The sequence below is a fragment of the Streptomyces sp. NPDC090499 genome (assembly GCF_044769305.1).
Classification (GTDB): domain Bacteria; phylum Actinomycetota; class Actinomycetes; order Streptomycetales; family Streptomycetaceae; genus Streptomyces.
This window is the reverse complement of sequence record NZ_JBIVXP010000004.1, coordinates 429879-444058: the sequence shown is the minus strand read 5'-3', so window position 1 is coordinate 444058 and position 14180 is coordinate 429879. Positions and strand designations below refer to the sequence as shown.

Here is a 14180-nt window from a genome sequence, read left to right as displayed (position 1 = left end):
GGACTGCCACGCGGGAAGAGCAGGCGGGACTGCCACGCGGGAAGACCGGGAGAGACTGCCACGCGGGAAGACCGGGCGGGACTGCCACGCGGGAAGACCGGGAGAGACTGCCACGCGGGAAGAGCAGGCGGGACTGCCACGCGGGAAGACCGGGAGAGACTGCCACGCGGGAAGACCGGGCGGGACTGCCACGCGGGAAGAGCAGGCGAGGAGACCGGCGGGAAGGCCTTGGGGGGACGCGCTCAGCCGATCGCGGAGTCGAAGGCGGCGTACGGCACATCGACCGGGTTGACCGCCTCGTCGACCATGCGTCGCAACGCCGCGCCCAGCGCGTTGTCGGGGAGTCCGACGAGCAGCCCCTCCAACGCTTCCGTGCTCAGGTCCGCGACGTCGAGCAGACACGAGTCGATCCGAGCGCCAGCGTCCATCGACATCCTTCGCACACGGGCATGCCCTGTAGGTGCTGGGGCACGCATAGTTCGCTCACCCTACAGGTCCGGGACCGCCTGATATCAAGCACCGTCGCACCCGGACGCGCGGGGCGGTTCGCGCCGCGGGCGGGTGCCGCGGCTGCGGCCGACGCAGGTGCGGCGCCGTACCCCCTGGACCTGCTTTCCGGCCATTACTGATCGAACGTCAGTGCCCTAGGTGGACGCCATGGCCCGTCCGACATCCGAGGTCCGAGGGCCGCCGGGCCGGTCGTCACGCGGGTCGGCTGATCTGCCGGCGCCGTACGGGGGCCGGGCCGCGCAAGCCGCGCCACACGGACAAGCGTCCCCGCCCTCCATCCGGCCGGGCTGTGGAAGCATTCCGTGCGGGCCTGGGCCCTGGGACAGGGGAGGGACGGAGTTGGCTGCTGACGGGAACGAGACGGCTGCGGGGGGCACGGGGAGCCCCGTTCAAGGGTTCATGGCACTGCCAGGGCGCACGGAGGACGGGAGCCGGTTGTTCCTGGAATGCCTGGCGGACACAGTCCGGGTTCTGAGGCTCGATGTCGCCCCCGAGCCGGACGCCGGTGATGAGCGGCAGTGGCGACACCAGGTGCGCGGCGCCTTGCGCGAGGCATGCCGTCAGGAGTTGGTGCTGTCCGAGGCGTCCTTCGGTGTCCTCGTGAAGGCGGCGGTCTACGACCCGGACCCGAGCTTCAACCGCCAGTTCGTCGAGCCGGCCCTGAATGCCTTCGGATACCGGCGCGTCCGCTCCGCGCTGCTGGATTACCTGCGGACAGGGACCGACCAGGAGCGGGCAGGCGCTGCGCGGGCTTGGTACTGGTCGGCGCTGCCGCTACGGCTCACCGAGGTCAGGGCAGAGGGCACGGACATCGCAAACCGGGCAGGGGCCGACGACAGGTCCGTCATGGTGGTCGAGTGGAACGAGGCCGCGCTCCGGGAGTTCGTGCGCAACGAGCACCTCGACGTCCGGCGCTGCATCCTCCCCGGACTGCCGCTGTGGAAGTCGGCGTACCCGCCTGAGCTGTATGGCCTCGTGGAGGCGGCAGTGGTGATCGCCCGGTCGCATCCGGACGAATACATCCGTCACCGCGTGGAGCACCAAGTCCGCGGTCGATGAGGCGTTGTGGGCCGCGGCCAGGGCCTGGGCCGCCCCTGGGTCGTCATCTCGCACGATGCAGGGGCGCATGGTGGCCGGACCCGTGAGGTCCCTTCGCCCGGAGACTGACCCACGCCCTGTGCCAACCACAGAGCTCTCTTGGAACGCGGGCGGGGCACAGCAGGAAAACGCCTGTCGAGGCCGGTGCGGCTGCTGGTCCAATGCGCGGATGGAGATCTCCCCGGACGACGAGGCCCCGTTCCCCGACCCGTGGCCGCTCCGCTTCGCCGACCGCGGTCACACGGATGTCCGCCGTATCGGCTCGGGTGTCGAGGGCGTCGTCTACAGCCTGGGCGAGGACAGGGTCGCCAAGGTGTGGAACGGCCGGCCGACGGCCGATGTCCGGCTCACCCGCCAGGTGTACGCGGACATCGCACGCCGCCCGCTGCCGTTCTCCACCCCCGAGATCCTCGACGCCGAAGAGTACGAGGGCGGCGTCCTGGTGACGTACGAGCGCAAGCTGCCCGGTGTCTCGCTACGAGCCGACTCCGCACAGGTGGACTACGAGCGTGAGCTGCCCACGCAGCACAACGACACGCTGCTCACCGTCCTGCACGGCCTGGCCTCCGTGCCCGGCACCGACGCCATGCGCCAGATGACCGTCCAGGGCGACGACCGTCCGCTGTGGCGGGAACACGACCGCTTCCAGAACGCGCTCGCGGCCCTGGTCGACCGGGCCGCCACCCGGCACGGTGCCGCCCTGGCCGCACACATGCCCGACTTCGGCGCGGGAGTCGAACGCACGCAAAGAGCGCTGCGCTCGCTCCCCGACGCCCCGGTGACAGCGATCCACGGCGACCTCGTCCCGCCGAACATCCACGTCGACGCCGCCGGTCGGCCCGTCGCCGTGCTCGACTTCGGCTTCTACACGACCGCGGGCGACCCCGCCTTCGAGGCCGCCGTCACCGCTGCCATCTGGGACATGTACGGACCGCACGCCGAGGAACACACCGCAGAACTCACCCGGCTCTTCGCGCACGAGCTCGGGCACCCGCCGGCAACCCTCGCCGTCTACCAAGCCGCATACGCCCTCACCACCTACGACCTGTTCGGCCTCGACGACAGCGACGGGCACTTCCGGTGGTGCGTCGGACAGCTACGCCGGAACACCGTGTTCAGCGCCTAGCGCGGCGTTCGGGAAACCGAGCCCGACCCCGGGACTCCGGCGTCCATGGGAGAAGGCTCCACACACCGCTCGTTGCGGCGGCGCCAAGGGGACCGACCGAGCCGGTGGGCCGTTCGTGGACGACTCGGCCTTGCCACCGGATGGCGGCAAGGCCGTCAGCCGTCGAGGTCGATCGTGAAGCGCCTGGTGCCCGTACCGATCGTGTCGGCGTGGACCGAGCCACGCGCCCGGTCGAACACCCCGGTGCCACCGGTGATCGCGTTGTCGAACGACGGAGGAGGTCCTGGGTTGAGAATGCCGAAGACCATCCCCTGCACGGTGAGTTGGCCGCCCGGGAGGTTGTAGTTCACGACGCACTCCTCCGCTCCGCCGTTGTCGACCCGGGTGGTGGTGCAGGTGCCGCCGGTGTCGCCGACCTGGTTGCCGTGCAGGTCGAAGAGGTTCGAGCGGAAGACGGTCCGATCGCCCTGGGCGGGGCTGCCGCCGGGATTGACGGGGAAACGCGTCTGCTGCACGAGACGGCCGATGAGTGAGATGACGTGGTGTCCGCCGTTCGCATGGGCGAAATCGGTGTCCGTCGCGGCGCCCGCGCCAGGGGCACAGGCGAGAAGCGTGACCAGCGCAGTGGCCGCGCCGAGACAGGCTGCCTTGATGGGGCGCATCGTGTGGCTCCTGAGATTGACGTTCATGAGTGGTCAGGTGCCGCATTCATAACCTCGGCTCTGCCGCCACCCGGAACGTCCCGGCGCGACCCACCGTCAGATCCGACCGGTCGGACCAACCCCGCACTACGAAGAGCGCGATCCACAGCGGGAGTACCGGTCGCTCACGCTCTTCTGATCACCCCTGCGGCAGGATGGGCCCATGAGCGTAGTCAAGATCAACGTGCTGGCCGTGCCTGCTGAACAGCGGGAGGTCCTGGAGAAGCGGTTCGCTTCGCGGGCCCATGCCGTGGAGAACTCCGACGGGTTCGAGTGGTTCGAGCTTCTCCGTCCGGTCGAAGGAACTGACAGCTACCTCGTCTACACGCGGTGGCGCGACGAGGAGTCGTTCCAGGCGTGGATGGAGGGGCCCATGAAGGCGGCGCACCAGGGCGGCGGTGAGGCAGGCGGCGAGAAGCCGAAGCCGGCAGCGTCGGGTTCGACCCTGTGGTCCTTCGAGGTGGTTCAGCAGGCCGAACCAAGGAACGCCTAGGTCAGAGGCCACCTGGTCTTCATCACCGACCGGGTGCACGTCGGCATAGACGATGGGTTCTCCGACTGCGCCATCTGCCGGCCGGCCGAGGATGGAGCGCATGCAGCAGGGCCTCTTCCCCGTCAGGGAAGGGGCCCAGTCGTGTCGGGCCTGAAAAGCCGCGGACTACGGCCGGGGTCCACGTATTGAGGGCATGCCCGCCGGCGCCGGCCCCCACCACATCACCCTGACTGGCGGGACTCGAATCCGCTCTGGAAGCCCACGAACTACCTGTCCGGGAGGCAGGAAAGGGATTTGATCCCCATGCTTCAGTCGTCCATGACGAAAATATGACGGCGCCTGCAAGTGGATCGTCTCGAATCACGGGACCGCCGAACTCCCGGCGCTCGCGCCCTATATCGCCCACTCGTGACTTGAGGACGACCCGATGAAGCTCTCCCTGCTGGCCGTCGGCATGTCCGCTCTGGTGCTTGTGTCGGCCTGTTCCGGCGGCGCACACCCCCGGGCTACCGCCGCCCGCGGTGCGACTGCCACTCCAGTGCCGACCCCGACGAGCCCGGACCGCCTTCCCAATCCGGTCCAGTCTCCGGTCCCTGTCGGCTCGAAGACGCTGTACACCGGGTCAGGTCACGGTGCGGGCGGTCTCACGCTTCCCGCGTCAGCGGGGAAAGCCTCGTCCATCACGGTGATGTGGACATGCGCCGGTCCCTCCAAGTTCAACGTCACTGCCGCCGGAGAGGCCCTCGCCGGGTCCCAGTGTGGTGATGGGACCGGCGTGTTCACCGCCCAAATACCGCACGCCAACATGCGCGAGCTGACATGGAAGTTCTCAGCGGTCAATTCGGTGATCTGGCGGATCGTCGTCACCCAGCCACCCGAGAACTAGCGACGATCAACGGCATACCGGCCAGCCCTTCAGGGAATCGCTGCCGGCGGCGAGTTGCCGGGAGTGCGGGCAGGCGATGTGCTTGAGGAGATGGCCCGCTCGATGCGTCAGAACGCACTCGTAGCAGTCGAGCCGGCACAGCCTCACAGCCGGGATTTCAGCACGTCGACCTCATGTCGTCCGCAGGGCCCGCTCGGACGCCGCGTCGCGGCCCGGCTCGTGCTCGAAGCGTGCCGGCTCGGTGTTGCGCGTCAGCGGTGGTCGACGTAGGCGACGAATCCACCCACTGTCAGACCCACCGCGCATCCGAGGCGGAAGGCCTCGTAGCGCATTGTCGCGGTGTGCTGCGCCTCGCTCATCGCATACGGTGCGCGGATCCCCAGTTCCACGCCGCACAGGCACACGACGTAGCCGTGACGCAGGGCGGCGGCCGCCCACTCGGGGTCGTGCGCGACCCAGGTCCGGGAGTAGATCTCACCGTCGGGCGTCCGCAGTTCCAGCCGGGAGTAGGTGTACCCGTAGCGCTGCGCCAGTTTTGGCTGTTCATCGGGTATCTCGTGCAGCTCCCATCCAGGGATCAAGCGCAGGTCGGAGAACTCGGGTGGCAGACGCCTCATGCCGAACAGGATGGCGCCTTCGACCTGCGGTTCCTCGGGTATGTCGGCGAGCGAGGCTCCCCTCGGCATGACGAACCCGAAGTCGCCCACGCCCACGGCGCGACGGAACTCGAAGAGGGCAGTGGGCATGTGACGTGTCTGCATGTGATCGAGGGTGACCGTGCCTTCCGCGGTGTCCAGAACCATCAGCACGCGCTTGAGCCGCAGCGCGGGGTCGTCGCTGAACAGGATCTGCCCGTGGTCGTCGATCTGTTCGAACTGCTGCCAGCTCATCTCCTGCAGCCCTCCGGTCGGTTGCCGCCGTTCCGCGTCCACGAAGCAGACGAGGTGATGTTGAACCATCCTATTGAAGGATCGTTCAACAATCCATACATTGGAACGCGTGCACCACCAGGCCGGCGGTTTCGTCGAAAGCAGGGGTGAGAATGAGCGCGGACGAAGCAGGCAAAGGGTGGACAGGCGTGGGCCGGCGGGTGCCGGCAGGCGCCGTAAGCACCGGCGCGGCGTTGGCACTGTGGGCGGTCGTCCGTCTGATCGTGCGCACGGCCTTCGCCGCGCACGTCCCGTGGATCGACGAGCTGTGCACGCTGGCGCTCTTCCTCGCCTGCGTGTTCCTGTGCACGTGCTGGTACCTGGACATCCGGTGGCTGCTGTGTGCGGTGTGCCTCCTCGGGGTGCTGTTCCTGCAGAACAAGGAGCTGGATCAGCAGGTACTGCACCAGCACGGGCGTACCGAACACGTCAGGGTCCGACAGATTCAGTGGTCTGCCGGCGACGGCATGGGGGACAGCGCCCACGTCTACACGGTCGCCGTCCTCGACGGCCCGCCGCTGGCTCCGATCGAGGAGAGCGGGCTCATGGGCTGGAAGTGGGTGGTAGGCGGCACTTACACGGTGACCGTCGATCCGCAGGGCTGGGCCCCGCTCAGGCGGGGGGACAAGCCCGGGCCCCCGGTGATCCAGCAGTTCCTGCAGATCCCGCTCGGCCTCGGCCTGGCCTTCACCCTGCGGCGGCCCGCAGGGCTGCTCCTGCGCCGGCAACGCGTCCCGTCAGCCGGACCCGCTCAGCCATAGGGGCTGTCGTGAGGTGCATCCGCACAGCCTGTTCCGGTCGAGGGGACCGAGCAGTGTCCGGTGTACACGCGGTGGAAGGACGAGGAGTCCTTCCGGGCGTGGGGGGGGGAGGGGCCGATGAAGGCCGCCCACCAGGGGGGTGCGGAGGGTGAGCGGCCCAAGTCGGCGGCCTGCGGGGCGACGTTGTGGTCCTTCGAGGTGGTGCAGTCGGCGGGGCCGAAGGGCTGACCGGGCCGGCGGGTGGTCAGGCGGCCTTCCCGGGGGTGGTCGCGAGTGGCGGGGTCGAACGGGCCGGGGCCGGTACGAGGGGGCGACGGCGGGACGGGAGGCCGAGCATCGGGTGGGAGACGGCCCAGGCCGCGCCCTTGCAGATGAGTTCCTTGTAGAGGGCGGCGGTCCGGCCCGTCAGGGCCGCCCGGACGGCGCGGTCGTCGGCCGTGACGTACTGGATCAGGCCCTGCCTGCGGCCCAGCGAGACGCACTGGTTGACGTAGCGCAGCGGGGTGTTGGGGAGCTTTCCGCCGGTCAGGCGGGCCGCGATGGCGTCGGCGGCCTGCCAGGCCATGGGGAGGCCCGAGGCGCAGGACATGCGGAGCGGGTTGCCGGCCGGGCCCGTCGCCTGGGCCGCGTCGCCGATGGCGTACACGTCCGGGTGCGAGACCGAGCGCATGGTCCCGTCGACGACGATCCGGCCGGCGCCGGTGACCTCCAGGGCGGTGGCCCCGGAGAGCGGGTGGACGGCGAAGCCGGTGGTCCACAGGGTGACGGCGGCCGGGACGGCCGTGCCCTCGGCCGTGGTCACGTGGTCGGGTGCCACGGCGGTGACGGCGGTGTGCTCGTGCACGGTGATGCCGAGCCCGTCGACGACCTTCCGCAGGTGCCGGCGGCCCTTGGGCGAGAGCCAGTCGCCGAGGGCGCCGCGGGCGGCGAGGGCGACGTCGAGGTCCGGGCGGGCCTCGGCGATCTCGGTCACGGCCTCCAGGCCGGTGAGTCCGCCGCCGACCACGAGCACCGGCTCCCCGGCCGGGAGCGCGGCGAGGCGCCGGCGCAGCCGGAGCGCTCCGGGGCGGCTCGCGATCTGGTCGGCGTGTTCGGCGGCGCCGGGTACGCCCTGGTCGTTCCAGGCGCTGCCGAGGGCGTACACGAGGGTGTCGTATGCGAGTTCTTCCGGCTCCTGCGGTTCCGGTGCACCCTGGCCGGCGGTGGGGACCGTCGTGACCGTCCGGCGGTCGACGTCCACGGCCGTGACCCTCGCGAGCCTCAGCCGCACACCGGTCCCGGCGAACATCTCGGCGAAGGGCCGGGGCCGCAGCTCCTGGCCGGTCGCGAGCTGATGCATCCGGACGCGCTCGACGAAGTCGGGTTCGGCGTTGACGAGGGTGATCGCGACGTCCTCGCGGCGCAGCCGCCGGTCGAGGCGGCCGGCGACGACGGCTCCGGTGTATCCGGCGCCGAGGACGACGATGCGGTGCTGCATGTCCGTACTCCTGTCATCCAGCTGTTCAGCGGGTCGCCCCCTGAACCGGGCGGCCCGCTCTTTCCTGACAGGAGGGCGGTGTGAAGCGGCTCACACCGCCCGGGACGACTCGGAAGGGCTCAGAAGAGACGGGCGAGGGGTTCGCCGTGGGCCGTCGCCGCCCACTGCCTGGTCGCGCGCTCCAGCTTGTCGGGGTTGACCTGGTTGCGGAGCGCGGCGATGCCCTCGGTGGTGATCTCCAGGCACATCACGCCGAAGACCCGGCCGTCGACCACTCCCACCAGGGCGGGGCCGCCGTTGGCGGTCGTGGCGTACAGCTCGACGGAGCCGCCGGCCACCGCCCGCTGGCCCGGACCCGGCTTGAACAGACCCCGCAGGAACCGCGCGACCGCGAGGGCGCCCTCGAACGCCTTGGCACGCGCCGGGACCTTCCCGCCGCCGTCACCGACCGCGACGGCGTCCTCGGTGAGCAGCCGGACGAGCGGCTCGGTCCGGCCGCTGGCCGCGGCCGCGAGGAACTCCTCGATGACCCGCCGGGCGGCGGCCTCGTCGACCTCGGTGCGGGCCCTGCCCTGCGCGACGTGCTTCCTGGCCCGGTGCAGGATCTGCTGGCTGGCGGCCTCGGTGAGGTCGAGGATCCGGGCGATCTCCCGGTGCGGGTAGTCGAAGGCCTCGCGCAGCACGTACACCGCGCGCTCGGCCGGGGCGAGGCGCTCCAGCAGGACCAGGACCGCGTACGACACCGACTCCCGCCGTTCCGCGGTGTCGGCGGGGCCGAGCATCGGGTCGCCGGCGAGCAGCGGCTCGGGGAGCCACTGGCCCACGTAGGTCTCGCGCCGGGCGCGGGCCGAGGTGAGCTGGTTGAGGCACAGGTTGGTGAGCACCTTGGTCAGCCAGGCCTCGGGGACCTCGATGCGGGCGGTGTCGGCGGCCTGCCAGCGCAGGTACGTGTCCTGCACGGCGTCCTCGGCCTCGCTCGCGGAGCCGAGGAGGCGGTAGGCGATGGCCGCCAGGCGCGGCCGGGCCGCCTCGAACCGGTCCACGTCGCTCACGGTCGCTGCCATGCCCCGGATCCTAGGCGCTCGGCCGGACGTGCCGCGATGTGCCGTCGGTCGGCTGCGGCGCCGCGGTGGCCGGGCGCGCCCACGCGGCGGAGCCGCACACGGATGCAGCCGCGTGGTGCGCCGGACGGGGGCGGCGGCCTGGAGCGGCTCATCGACGACCTCGTCCAGCAGGCCTGGTCGGCCGGCGGCCACACCGACGACGTCGCCGTGCTGCTGCGGACCAGGCGCCCGCATGCGTGAAACGGGGCCCCCTGACGGCCGCTCGGGGCGCGGGGGATACTCGCCGCATGCCGACGCTCTTTTCCCGCATCCTCGCCGGAGAACTGCCCGCCCGGTTCGTCTGGCAGGACCCCGAGGTCGCCGCGTTCCTCAGCATCGCCCCGCTGACCCCGGGGCACACCCTGGTGGTGCCCCGGCAGGAGGTGGACCAGTGGACCGACGCGGACGGCGAACTGCTGGCCCGCTGCGTCACGGTGGCCCAGGCGATCGGCCGCGGGGTGCGGCGCGCCTGGGACGCGCCCCGGGCCGGTCTGGTCATCGCCGGCTTCGAGGTGCCGCATCTGCACATCCATGTCGCGCCCGCCTGGGGCATGGCCGAACTCGACTTCTCCCGGGCCGGGCTGGAGAAGGACGAGGCCGCCCTCGACGACGCCGCGGCCCGGCTGCGCAGCGCGCTGCGCGAACTCGGGTACGGCGGGCAGGTGGCGGCCGACGGCTGACCGGACCCGTCAGCGGGGGTGGGCCGTGAAGACGTCGTGCAGGACGTCCATGTACGCGCCGTGGCCGCTGGGGCTGGCCCAGGCCGTGGCGGACTCGGCGGCCGTGCCCTCGCCCCACTCGTTGTAGGTGACGAGGAGCTGGAAGGGCGCCCCGGAGGTGGCGACCGTGGTGGCGTCGCGGCGGAACCGGCCGAGGTCACGGGGGACGACCGGGGCGTCGGCGTCGTACTTGTAGAAACCCGGCGACAGGATCGCCGAGTAGCCCTGCTGGAGGTCCAGGCCGGACGCGTACTGGTGCCAGCCCTGCGGCTGGTTCGCGCAGTCGCGGTAGCCGCCGAACACCTTGAGGACGACGTAGTAGCCCGCGGTGCGGTTGGCCTCGGTCCACCGGTCGACCATGTCGCAGCCGTCGCCGCCCGCCGCGTACACGAAGATCACCGGCTTGCCGTCGATGTGCAGCCAGGTCTTCTGGTCGGAGTACCTGCGCAGGTACACGAGGTCGCTGTGGATCTGAGTGACCGACGGGTTCCCGTACGCCTCGTTCTCGTAGTACGTCGTCCAGGAGAAGCCCAGCCTGGCGCCCTCGGACATCAGCAGCGGCATCCGCCTGTCCTCGCGCTTGCCGGCGCCCCACCAGGAGGCGATGCCGGCCTGGAGGCCGCCGTACTGCATGTCCTTGATCTGCCGGTCGACGGTGGCGGGGTCGTCCTGGTCGTAGTCGGACGCCGAGGCCGTGTACTGGCTGCCGCCGTCGGTGTGCGGGTTCTTGTCGTACCAGGGGTAGTAGAAGGCGGCGCGGACCGGGAGCTTCGTGTCGACGGTCGTGCGGTCCGGGGCCGCGGCCGCGGTGGTCGCCGGCTTCCCGGTGGCGTGCGGCCGGGCGGACGCGGGCGGCGAGGCCGACGGGGACGACGGCGAGGGGGAGGCGGACGCGGCCGGGGGCGCGGAGCGGGCGGTGGGCGACGCGGAGAGCGCGGCGGCCGCGGGGGACGACGGCTCGCTCGGACCGGCCGCGAGGGCGACCGCGGCGATCGTGACACCGGCGACGCCCGCGGCGGCCAGCGAGAGGAGGGCGGCGAGCTTTCCGGCGGAGGCCGCCTTGGTCAGATTGGCCACCTTGGCCGTATTAGCCGCATTAACCGCCTTGGTGAGCCTGGCTGCCTTGGTCAGTTCGGCCGTGTGGGCGGTGTGCGCGGTCGTCGTGGTGTGCGCGGCCGTGGTGGTGTGCGCGGCCGTGGTGGCGTTGCCGCCGCCCGCCCGCAGGGCCGCCGCCGTCAGTGCGGCGAGTACCGGCGGGACCGGGACCAGGGCCAGGTCCGCGAGCAGCCGCTCGGCCGGGACCACGTCGGCCGCGGCGAACACCCCGTCGCAGTCCGGGCATTCACGGATGTGCCGGGCGACCCGCTTGCGCCACAGACCGCTCGGCCTGCCGTCCCAGCCGTACAGCATCCCGTCCAGGTCCGGGCAGCGCGGCACCGTCTCCAGGGCCCGCACCACGGCCCGCGCGACCTCCAGCCGGGCCTTCAGCCGCTGCACCCGGACACCCGCCTGCGCAGGCGGGATCTCCAGGGCGGCGGCCAGTTCGGCGCGGGTGAGCTGACCGGCCACCTCCATCCACCACACGGCGAGCAGTTCGCGGTCCTCGGCGTCCAGCCAGCGGGTCGCCTCGGCGGTCTCGCGCCGCTGCTCGGACAGGTGCAGCACGGTGATGGTGAGGTCGGCGAAGTCGGCGCCGGGATCCGCGAGTTGCACGGTCTCGTCGAGCCACTCGGGGCCGGCCTGCGGCGGTGCCGCGCGCCGCAGCCGCCAGTGCCGGCGCACCTGGCGCATCGCGATCGCCACCAGCCAGGAGCGGAACGCGGCGGGATCGCGCAACTGCCCCACGTCGCGGACCATCTGGAGCATGACGTCCTGGACGACGTCGTCGGTGTCGGAGGGGGCGTTCAGGGCACGCCCGACGACGTTGTAGACGAGGGGCAGATGGTCCGCCACGAGCACGTCGAGCGCCCGCTGGTCGCCGGCCTGGGCGGCGCTGACGACGGCGGTGTGCGCGTCATGTCCACTGGGTGAGAAGTCGCTCATGCAAGGGGAGGGTCGGTCGACACCGTCGGCGTAACAGAAAACCGCGTGACAGTAAGCCGCGTGACAATAAGCCGCGTACCGGAAAGCCGCGTACCGGAAAGCCGCGTACCGGAAAGCCGCGTACCGGAAAGCCGCGTACCGGAAAGCCGCGTACCGGAAAGCCGCGGTCAGACTATCGGGCGGCCCGGCGGGCGGGTTCCTGGCGCCCGCTCAGTCGGGTACCGCCAGCCGCTCCACCCGCTCGTGCAGGTCCTCGACGTGGTCCTCGGACTCCGGCTTCATGAGGACGCTGCGCAGGATCCGGGCGCCGTCCGCGTCCGCCGTGACCTTGGGGTGGCGGGCGGCGAAGGCGGCGCGGTCGGCCTTGAGCGTGCTGAGGAAGACCGGGTCGGGCGCGGCCATGCCGTCGGCCAGGATCCGGGCGGAGGCGGCGTCGATCGCGGTGAGGGCGGCCGGGTCGGTGGCCGGGAAGTAGGTGACGATGTCCAGCTGGGGGCGCTGGTAGAGCTCCAGGGCGTCCGACGCCTCGATGAGGTCCGCCCAGCGCAGGGCGGCCCGGCGCCCGGCCGCCAGCACCTGGCCGAGGCCGTCGGGCGTGGGCGGCAGCAGCCGGAAGGTGAGCCACAGGGCCGCCGCCGCGGCACCGGCGCGGGAGCACTCCAGGCTGATCTCGCCGAGGTGGAGCTCGCCGGAGGTGAAGTAGGTGTACGGCGAGTCGTGCAGGTAGAAGCGGCCGACCTCGGGGTCGCGGAAGAGGACGGCCCCGCAGCCGTACGGCTGGAGTCCGTGCTTGTGCGGGTCGACGACGATCGAGTCGGCCCCGGCGAGGGCCCGCCAGGGCTCGGGCGGCAGTCCCTCGGGGCCGTCGGCGCCGGCCAGCAGCGTGAAGAAGCCGCCGTAGGCAGCGTCGACGTGGACGCGGACGCCGTGCCGCCCGGCCAGCGCCAGGATCTCGTGCACGGGGTCGACGGCGCCGAGCCCGGTGGTGCCTGCGGTGACCACGACGGTGCCGACGTCGCCGGTCTCCAGTACCTCCGCCAGCGCGTCGAGGTCCATCCGGCCCTGGTCGTCGGTGCGGACGGGGTGGCTGGTCATGTCCAGGACGTGGCACATGCGGCCGTGGGTGTAGTGCGCGTCGGCGCTGTGCGCGATGCCCCGGCCGGGGTGGAGTTCGCGGGCGACGAAGAGGGCTTCGAGGTTGGCGATGGTGCCGCTGGTGGTGAGGTGGCCGAGGTGTGTGCCGTAGCCGAACATCGCGGCGAGCTGCGCGACCGCCTCGCGTTCCATCGCGGCGGTGGCGGGGCCGCCGTCCAGGGCGTGGTTGTTGGGGTTGATCAGCATCGCGGTGAGGTGGCCGACCACCGCCGCGGGGTGCGGGGGCTTGAGCATCTGGCCGGCGTAGCGCGGGTGGAAGAAGGGGTAGTTGTCCTTCAGCCGGTCCGTGAACTCCGCGAAGACCGGCGCGAAGCGGTCGTCGGCGACGTCGAGGGACGGGTGGGACCGGTAGGGGCCGAAGGCGCCGGCCCACTCCTGTATCGCTTCGGTGGCTCGACCGAGCCAGTGCTGCAGATCCACGGATCTTCCTCTCGCTCTCGCTCGCGGTGCCCTCACCGTACGATTTCATTGACTAGTCAGCAATCATCTAGTCAGTAATCGCTCGATCAGTAATCCTCTGATCAGTAATCCTTCAGTCAGTAATCCCGAGATCAGTGTCTGAGGAAGCAGTAAGTGCGGTCACAGTAAGGTCGGTCGCGATGAACTCCACGCCCCAGCACGACGCCGAAGCCGCCGCCCGCGCCGCCGAGAGCCCGCTCGTCCGGGACTTCGGGCTGCTGATCACGTCCGCCACCCGCCTGGAGCAGCGCATCGACAGCGCGCTGCGCCGGGAGTGCGGGATCAGCCACACCATGCTGGAAGTGCTGATCCTGCTCTGCCGGCGGTCCGGCGAGGAGGTCTCCCAGCGGCAGCTGGCCGACGGCCTCACCCTCACCAGCAGCGGCACCACCCGCCTGATCGACCGCATGGAGGAGGCCGGGCTGGTCCGGCGGGTGCCGTCCCCCGGGGACCGGCGGGTGGCCCTGGTGGAACCGACCGCCGAAGGGCGTACGACGTTCCTGGGCGCGGTCGCCGTACACGCCCGGGTCGTGGAGGAGTTCTTCGTCGGGCCGCTGTCGGCCGACGACTACGCACGGCTGACCGGCGCGCTGGCCGCGATCGACCGGGCCCTGCGCGAGGCCACCGGCTGACGGCTGCACGCCGGAACGGCACCTCTCGGACGGGCAGCCGGTCGAACCGCCGGTTGTAGGGGGTTCGGGGCGGCGGGATCCTGGGAGG

The 14180-nt window shown here is 71.4% G+C and carries 15 protein-coding genes and 2 pseudogenes; 9 read left to right on the top strand and 8 right to left on the bottom strand.

Translation table 11 applies throughout. The features are described 5' to 3' along the window. Positions 1 to 242: 242 nt before the first annotated feature. The gene (gene fxsA / locus ACIQVL_RS17670) at positions 243 to 428 is read right to left on the bottom strand and encodes an FxSxx-COOH cyclophane-containing RiPP peptide (RefSeq protein WP_403428892.1); all 186 of its coding nucleotides are present in this window, start codon (positions 426 to 428) and stop codon (positions 243 to 245) included. 481 nt (positions 429 to 909) lie between these two features. Between fxsA and ACIQVL_RS17665 the strand changes: the two genes are divergently transcribed. Then, positions 910 to 1569, top strand: a complete 660-nt coding sequence (locus tag ACIQVL_RS17665) for a hypothetical protein (protein ID WP_403475726.1) — start codon at positions 910 to 912, stop codon at positions 1567 to 1569. A 208-nt stretch (positions 1570 to 1777) separates the two neighbouring features. Next, on the top strand, positions 1778 to 2734 hold the full coding sequence (locus ACIQVL_RS17660; RefSeq protein WP_403475725.1) for a phosphotransferase family protein: 957 nt from the start codon (positions 1778 to 1780) through the stop codon (positions 2732 to 2734). A gap of 155 nt (positions 2735 to 2889) precedes the next feature. Here the strand turns inward: ACIQVL_RS17660 and ACIQVL_RS17655 are convergent, their stop codons facing one another. Beyond that, on the bottom strand, positions 2890 to 3396 hold the full coding sequence (locus tag ACIQVL_RS17655) for a hypothetical protein (RefSeq protein ID WP_403428885.1): 507 nt from the start codon (positions 3394 to 3396) through the stop codon (positions 2890 to 2892). Positions 3397 to 3598: 202 nt separating this feature from the next. Between ACIQVL_RS17655 and ACIQVL_RS17650 the strand changes: the two genes are divergently transcribed. Beyond that, complete coding sequence (locus tag ACIQVL_RS17650; protein WP_403428882.1) at positions 3599 to 3928, top strand: antibiotic biosynthesis monooxygenase family protein; 330 nt, start codon at positions 3599 to 3601, stop codon at positions 3926 to 3928. Between the two features lie 427 nt (positions 3929 to 4355). After that, a complete protein-coding gene (locus ACIQVL_RS17645) occupies positions 4356 to 4814 on the top strand; it encodes a hypothetical protein (RefSeq protein WP_403428880.1) in 459 nt (152 codons plus the stop codon). Between the two features lie 251 nt (positions 4815 to 5065). Here the strand turns inward: ACIQVL_RS17645 and ACIQVL_RS17640 are convergent, their stop codons facing one another. Then, the gene (locus ACIQVL_RS17640; RefSeq protein ID WP_403475724.1) at positions 5066 to 5746 is read right to left on the bottom strand and encodes a hypothetical protein; all 681 of its coding nucleotides are present in this window, start codon (positions 5744 to 5746) and stop codon (positions 5066 to 5068) included. Positions 5747 to 5856: 110 nt separating this feature from the next. Between ACIQVL_RS17640 and ACIQVL_RS17635 the strand changes: the two genes are divergently transcribed. Next, on the top strand, positions 5857 to 6504 hold the full coding sequence (locus tag ACIQVL_RS17635) for a hypothetical protein (RefSeq protein ID WP_403475723.1): 648 nt from the start codon (positions 5857 to 5859) through the stop codon (positions 6502 to 6504). Between the two features lie 33 nt (positions 6505 to 6537). Further along, positions 6538 to 6732 (top strand): annotated as a pseudogene (locus tag ACIQVL_RS17630) (antibiotic biosynthesis monooxygenase family protein); the annotation flags it as partial. A gap of 16 nt (positions 6733 to 6748) precedes the next feature. On the opposite strand, the gene ACIQVL_RS17625 reads toward ACIQVL_RS17630, so the two are convergent. Further along, positions 6749 to 7981, bottom strand: a complete 1233-nt coding sequence (locus tag ACIQVL_RS17625; RefSeq protein ID WP_403475722.1) for an NAD(P)/FAD-dependent oxidoreductase — start codon at positions 7979 to 7981, stop codon at positions 6749 to 6751. A gap of 119 nt (positions 7982 to 8100) precedes the next feature. Continuing rightward, complete coding sequence (locus ACIQVL_RS17620) at positions 8101 to 9045, bottom strand: RNA polymerase sigma-70 factor (RefSeq protein WP_403428868.1); 945 nt, start codon at positions 9043 to 9045, stop codon at positions 8101 to 8103. A gap of 102 nt (positions 9046 to 9147) precedes the next feature. Between ACIQVL_RS17620 and ACIQVL_RS17615 the strand changes: the two genes are divergently transcribed. Beyond that, positions 9148 to 9285 carry a hypothetical protein gene (locus ACIQVL_RS17615; protein ID WP_403475721.1) on the top strand — a complete coding sequence of 46 codons (138 nt, stop codon included), beginning with the start codon at positions 9148 to 9150 and terminating at the stop codon, positions 9283 to 9285. 47 nt (positions 9286 to 9332) lie between these two features. Continuing rightward, complete coding sequence (locus tag ACIQVL_RS17610) at positions 9333 to 9764, top strand: HIT family protein (protein WP_403428863.1); 432 nt, start codon at positions 9333 to 9335, stop codon at positions 9762 to 9764. Positions 9765 to 9773: 9 nt separating this feature from the next. Here ACIQVL_RS17610 and ACIQVL_RS17605 read toward each other — a convergent pair whose 3' ends face one another. The 3 genes and pseudogenes from ACIQVL_RS17605 to ACIQVL_RS17595 form a co-directional block, all read right to left on the bottom strand. After that, entirely contained in the window at positions 9774 to 11846 is a 2073-nt protein-coding gene (locus ACIQVL_RS17605; protein ID WP_403475720.1) for a sigma-70 family RNA polymerase sigma factor, read from the bottom strand. Beyond that, a pseudogene (locus tag ACIQVL_RS17600) lies at positions 11843 to 11995 on the bottom strand (pentapeptide repeat-containing protein); the annotation flags it as partial. The pseudogene ACIQVL_RS17600 and the gene ACIQVL_RS17605, both read right to left, overlap by 4 nt. A gap of 61 nt (positions 11996 to 12056) precedes the next feature. After that, positions 12057 to 13421, bottom strand: a complete 1365-nt coding sequence (locus ACIQVL_RS17595) for a pyridoxal phosphate-dependent decarboxylase family protein (protein ID WP_403475719.1) — start codon at positions 13419 to 13421, stop codon at positions 12057 to 12059. 179 nt (positions 13422 to 13600) lie between these two features. Here ACIQVL_RS17595 and ACIQVL_RS17590 point away from each other — a divergent pair, with 179 nt between their 5' ends. Continuing rightward, the gene (locus ACIQVL_RS17590; protein ID WP_403428856.1) at positions 13601 to 14092 is read left to right on the top strand and encodes a MarR family winged helix-turn-helix transcriptional regulator; all 492 of its coding nucleotides are present in this window, start codon (positions 13601 to 13603) and stop codon (positions 14090 to 14092) included. The last annotated feature ends 88 nt before the right edge of the window (positions 14093 to 14180 follow it).

What these genes read in the sequence shown, in the direction of transcription:
- fxsA (WP_403428892.1), bottom strand. Translation starts at nt 428, where the DNA reads ATGGACGCTGGCGCTCGGATCGACTCGTGTCTGCTCGACGTCGCGGAC.
- ACIQVL_RS17665 (WP_403475726.1), top strand. Translation starts at nt 910, where the DNA reads ATGGCACTGCCAGGGCGCACGGAGGACGGGAGCCGGTTGTTCCTGGAA.
- ACIQVL_RS17660 (WP_403475725.1), top strand. Translation starts at nt 1,778, where the DNA reads ATGGAGATCTCCCCGGACGACGAGGCCCCGTTCCCCGACCCGTGGCCG.
- ACIQVL_RS17655 (WP_403428885.1), bottom strand. Translation starts at nt 3,396, where the DNA reads ATGCGCCCCATCAAGGCAGCCTGTCTCGGCGCGGCCACTGCGCTGGTC.
- ACIQVL_RS17650 (WP_403428882.1), top strand. Translation starts at nt 3,599, where the DNA reads ATGAGCGTAGTCAAGATCAACGTGCTGGCCGTGCCTGCTGAACAGCGG.
- ACIQVL_RS17645 (WP_403428880.1), top strand. Translation starts at nt 4,356, where the DNA reads ATGAAGCTCTCCCTGCTGGCCGTCGGCATGTCCGCTCTGGTGCTTGTG.
- ACIQVL_RS17635 (WP_403475723.1), top strand. Translation starts at nt 5,857, where the DNA reads ATGAGCGCGGACGAAGCAGGCAAAGGGTGGACAGGCGTGGGCCGGCGG.
- ACIQVL_RS17625 (WP_403475722.1), bottom strand. Translation starts at nt 7,981, where the DNA reads ATGCAGCACCGCATCGTCGTCCTCGGCGCCGGATACACCGGAGCCGTC.
- ACIQVL_RS17620 (WP_403428868.1), bottom strand. Translation starts at nt 9,045, where the DNA reads ATGGCAGCGACCGTGAGCGACGTGGACCGGTTCGAGGCGGCCCGGCCG.
- ACIQVL_RS17615 (WP_403475721.1), top strand. Translation starts at nt 9,148, where the DNA reads ATGCAGCCGCGTGGTGCGCCGGACGGGGGCGGCGGCCTGGAGCGGCTC.
- ACIQVL_RS17610 (WP_403428863.1), top strand. Translation starts at nt 9,333, where the DNA reads ATGCCGACGCTCTTTTCCCGCATCCTCGCCGGAGAACTGCCCGCCCGG.
- ACIQVL_RS17605 (WP_403475720.1), bottom strand. Translation starts at nt 11,846, where the DNA reads ATGAGCGACTTCTCACCCAGTGGACATGACGCGCACACCGCCGTCGTC.
- ACIQVL_RS17590 (WP_403428856.1), top strand. Translation starts at nt 13,601, where the DNA reads ATGAACTCCACGCCCCAGCACGACGCCGAAGCCGCCGCCCGCGCCGCC.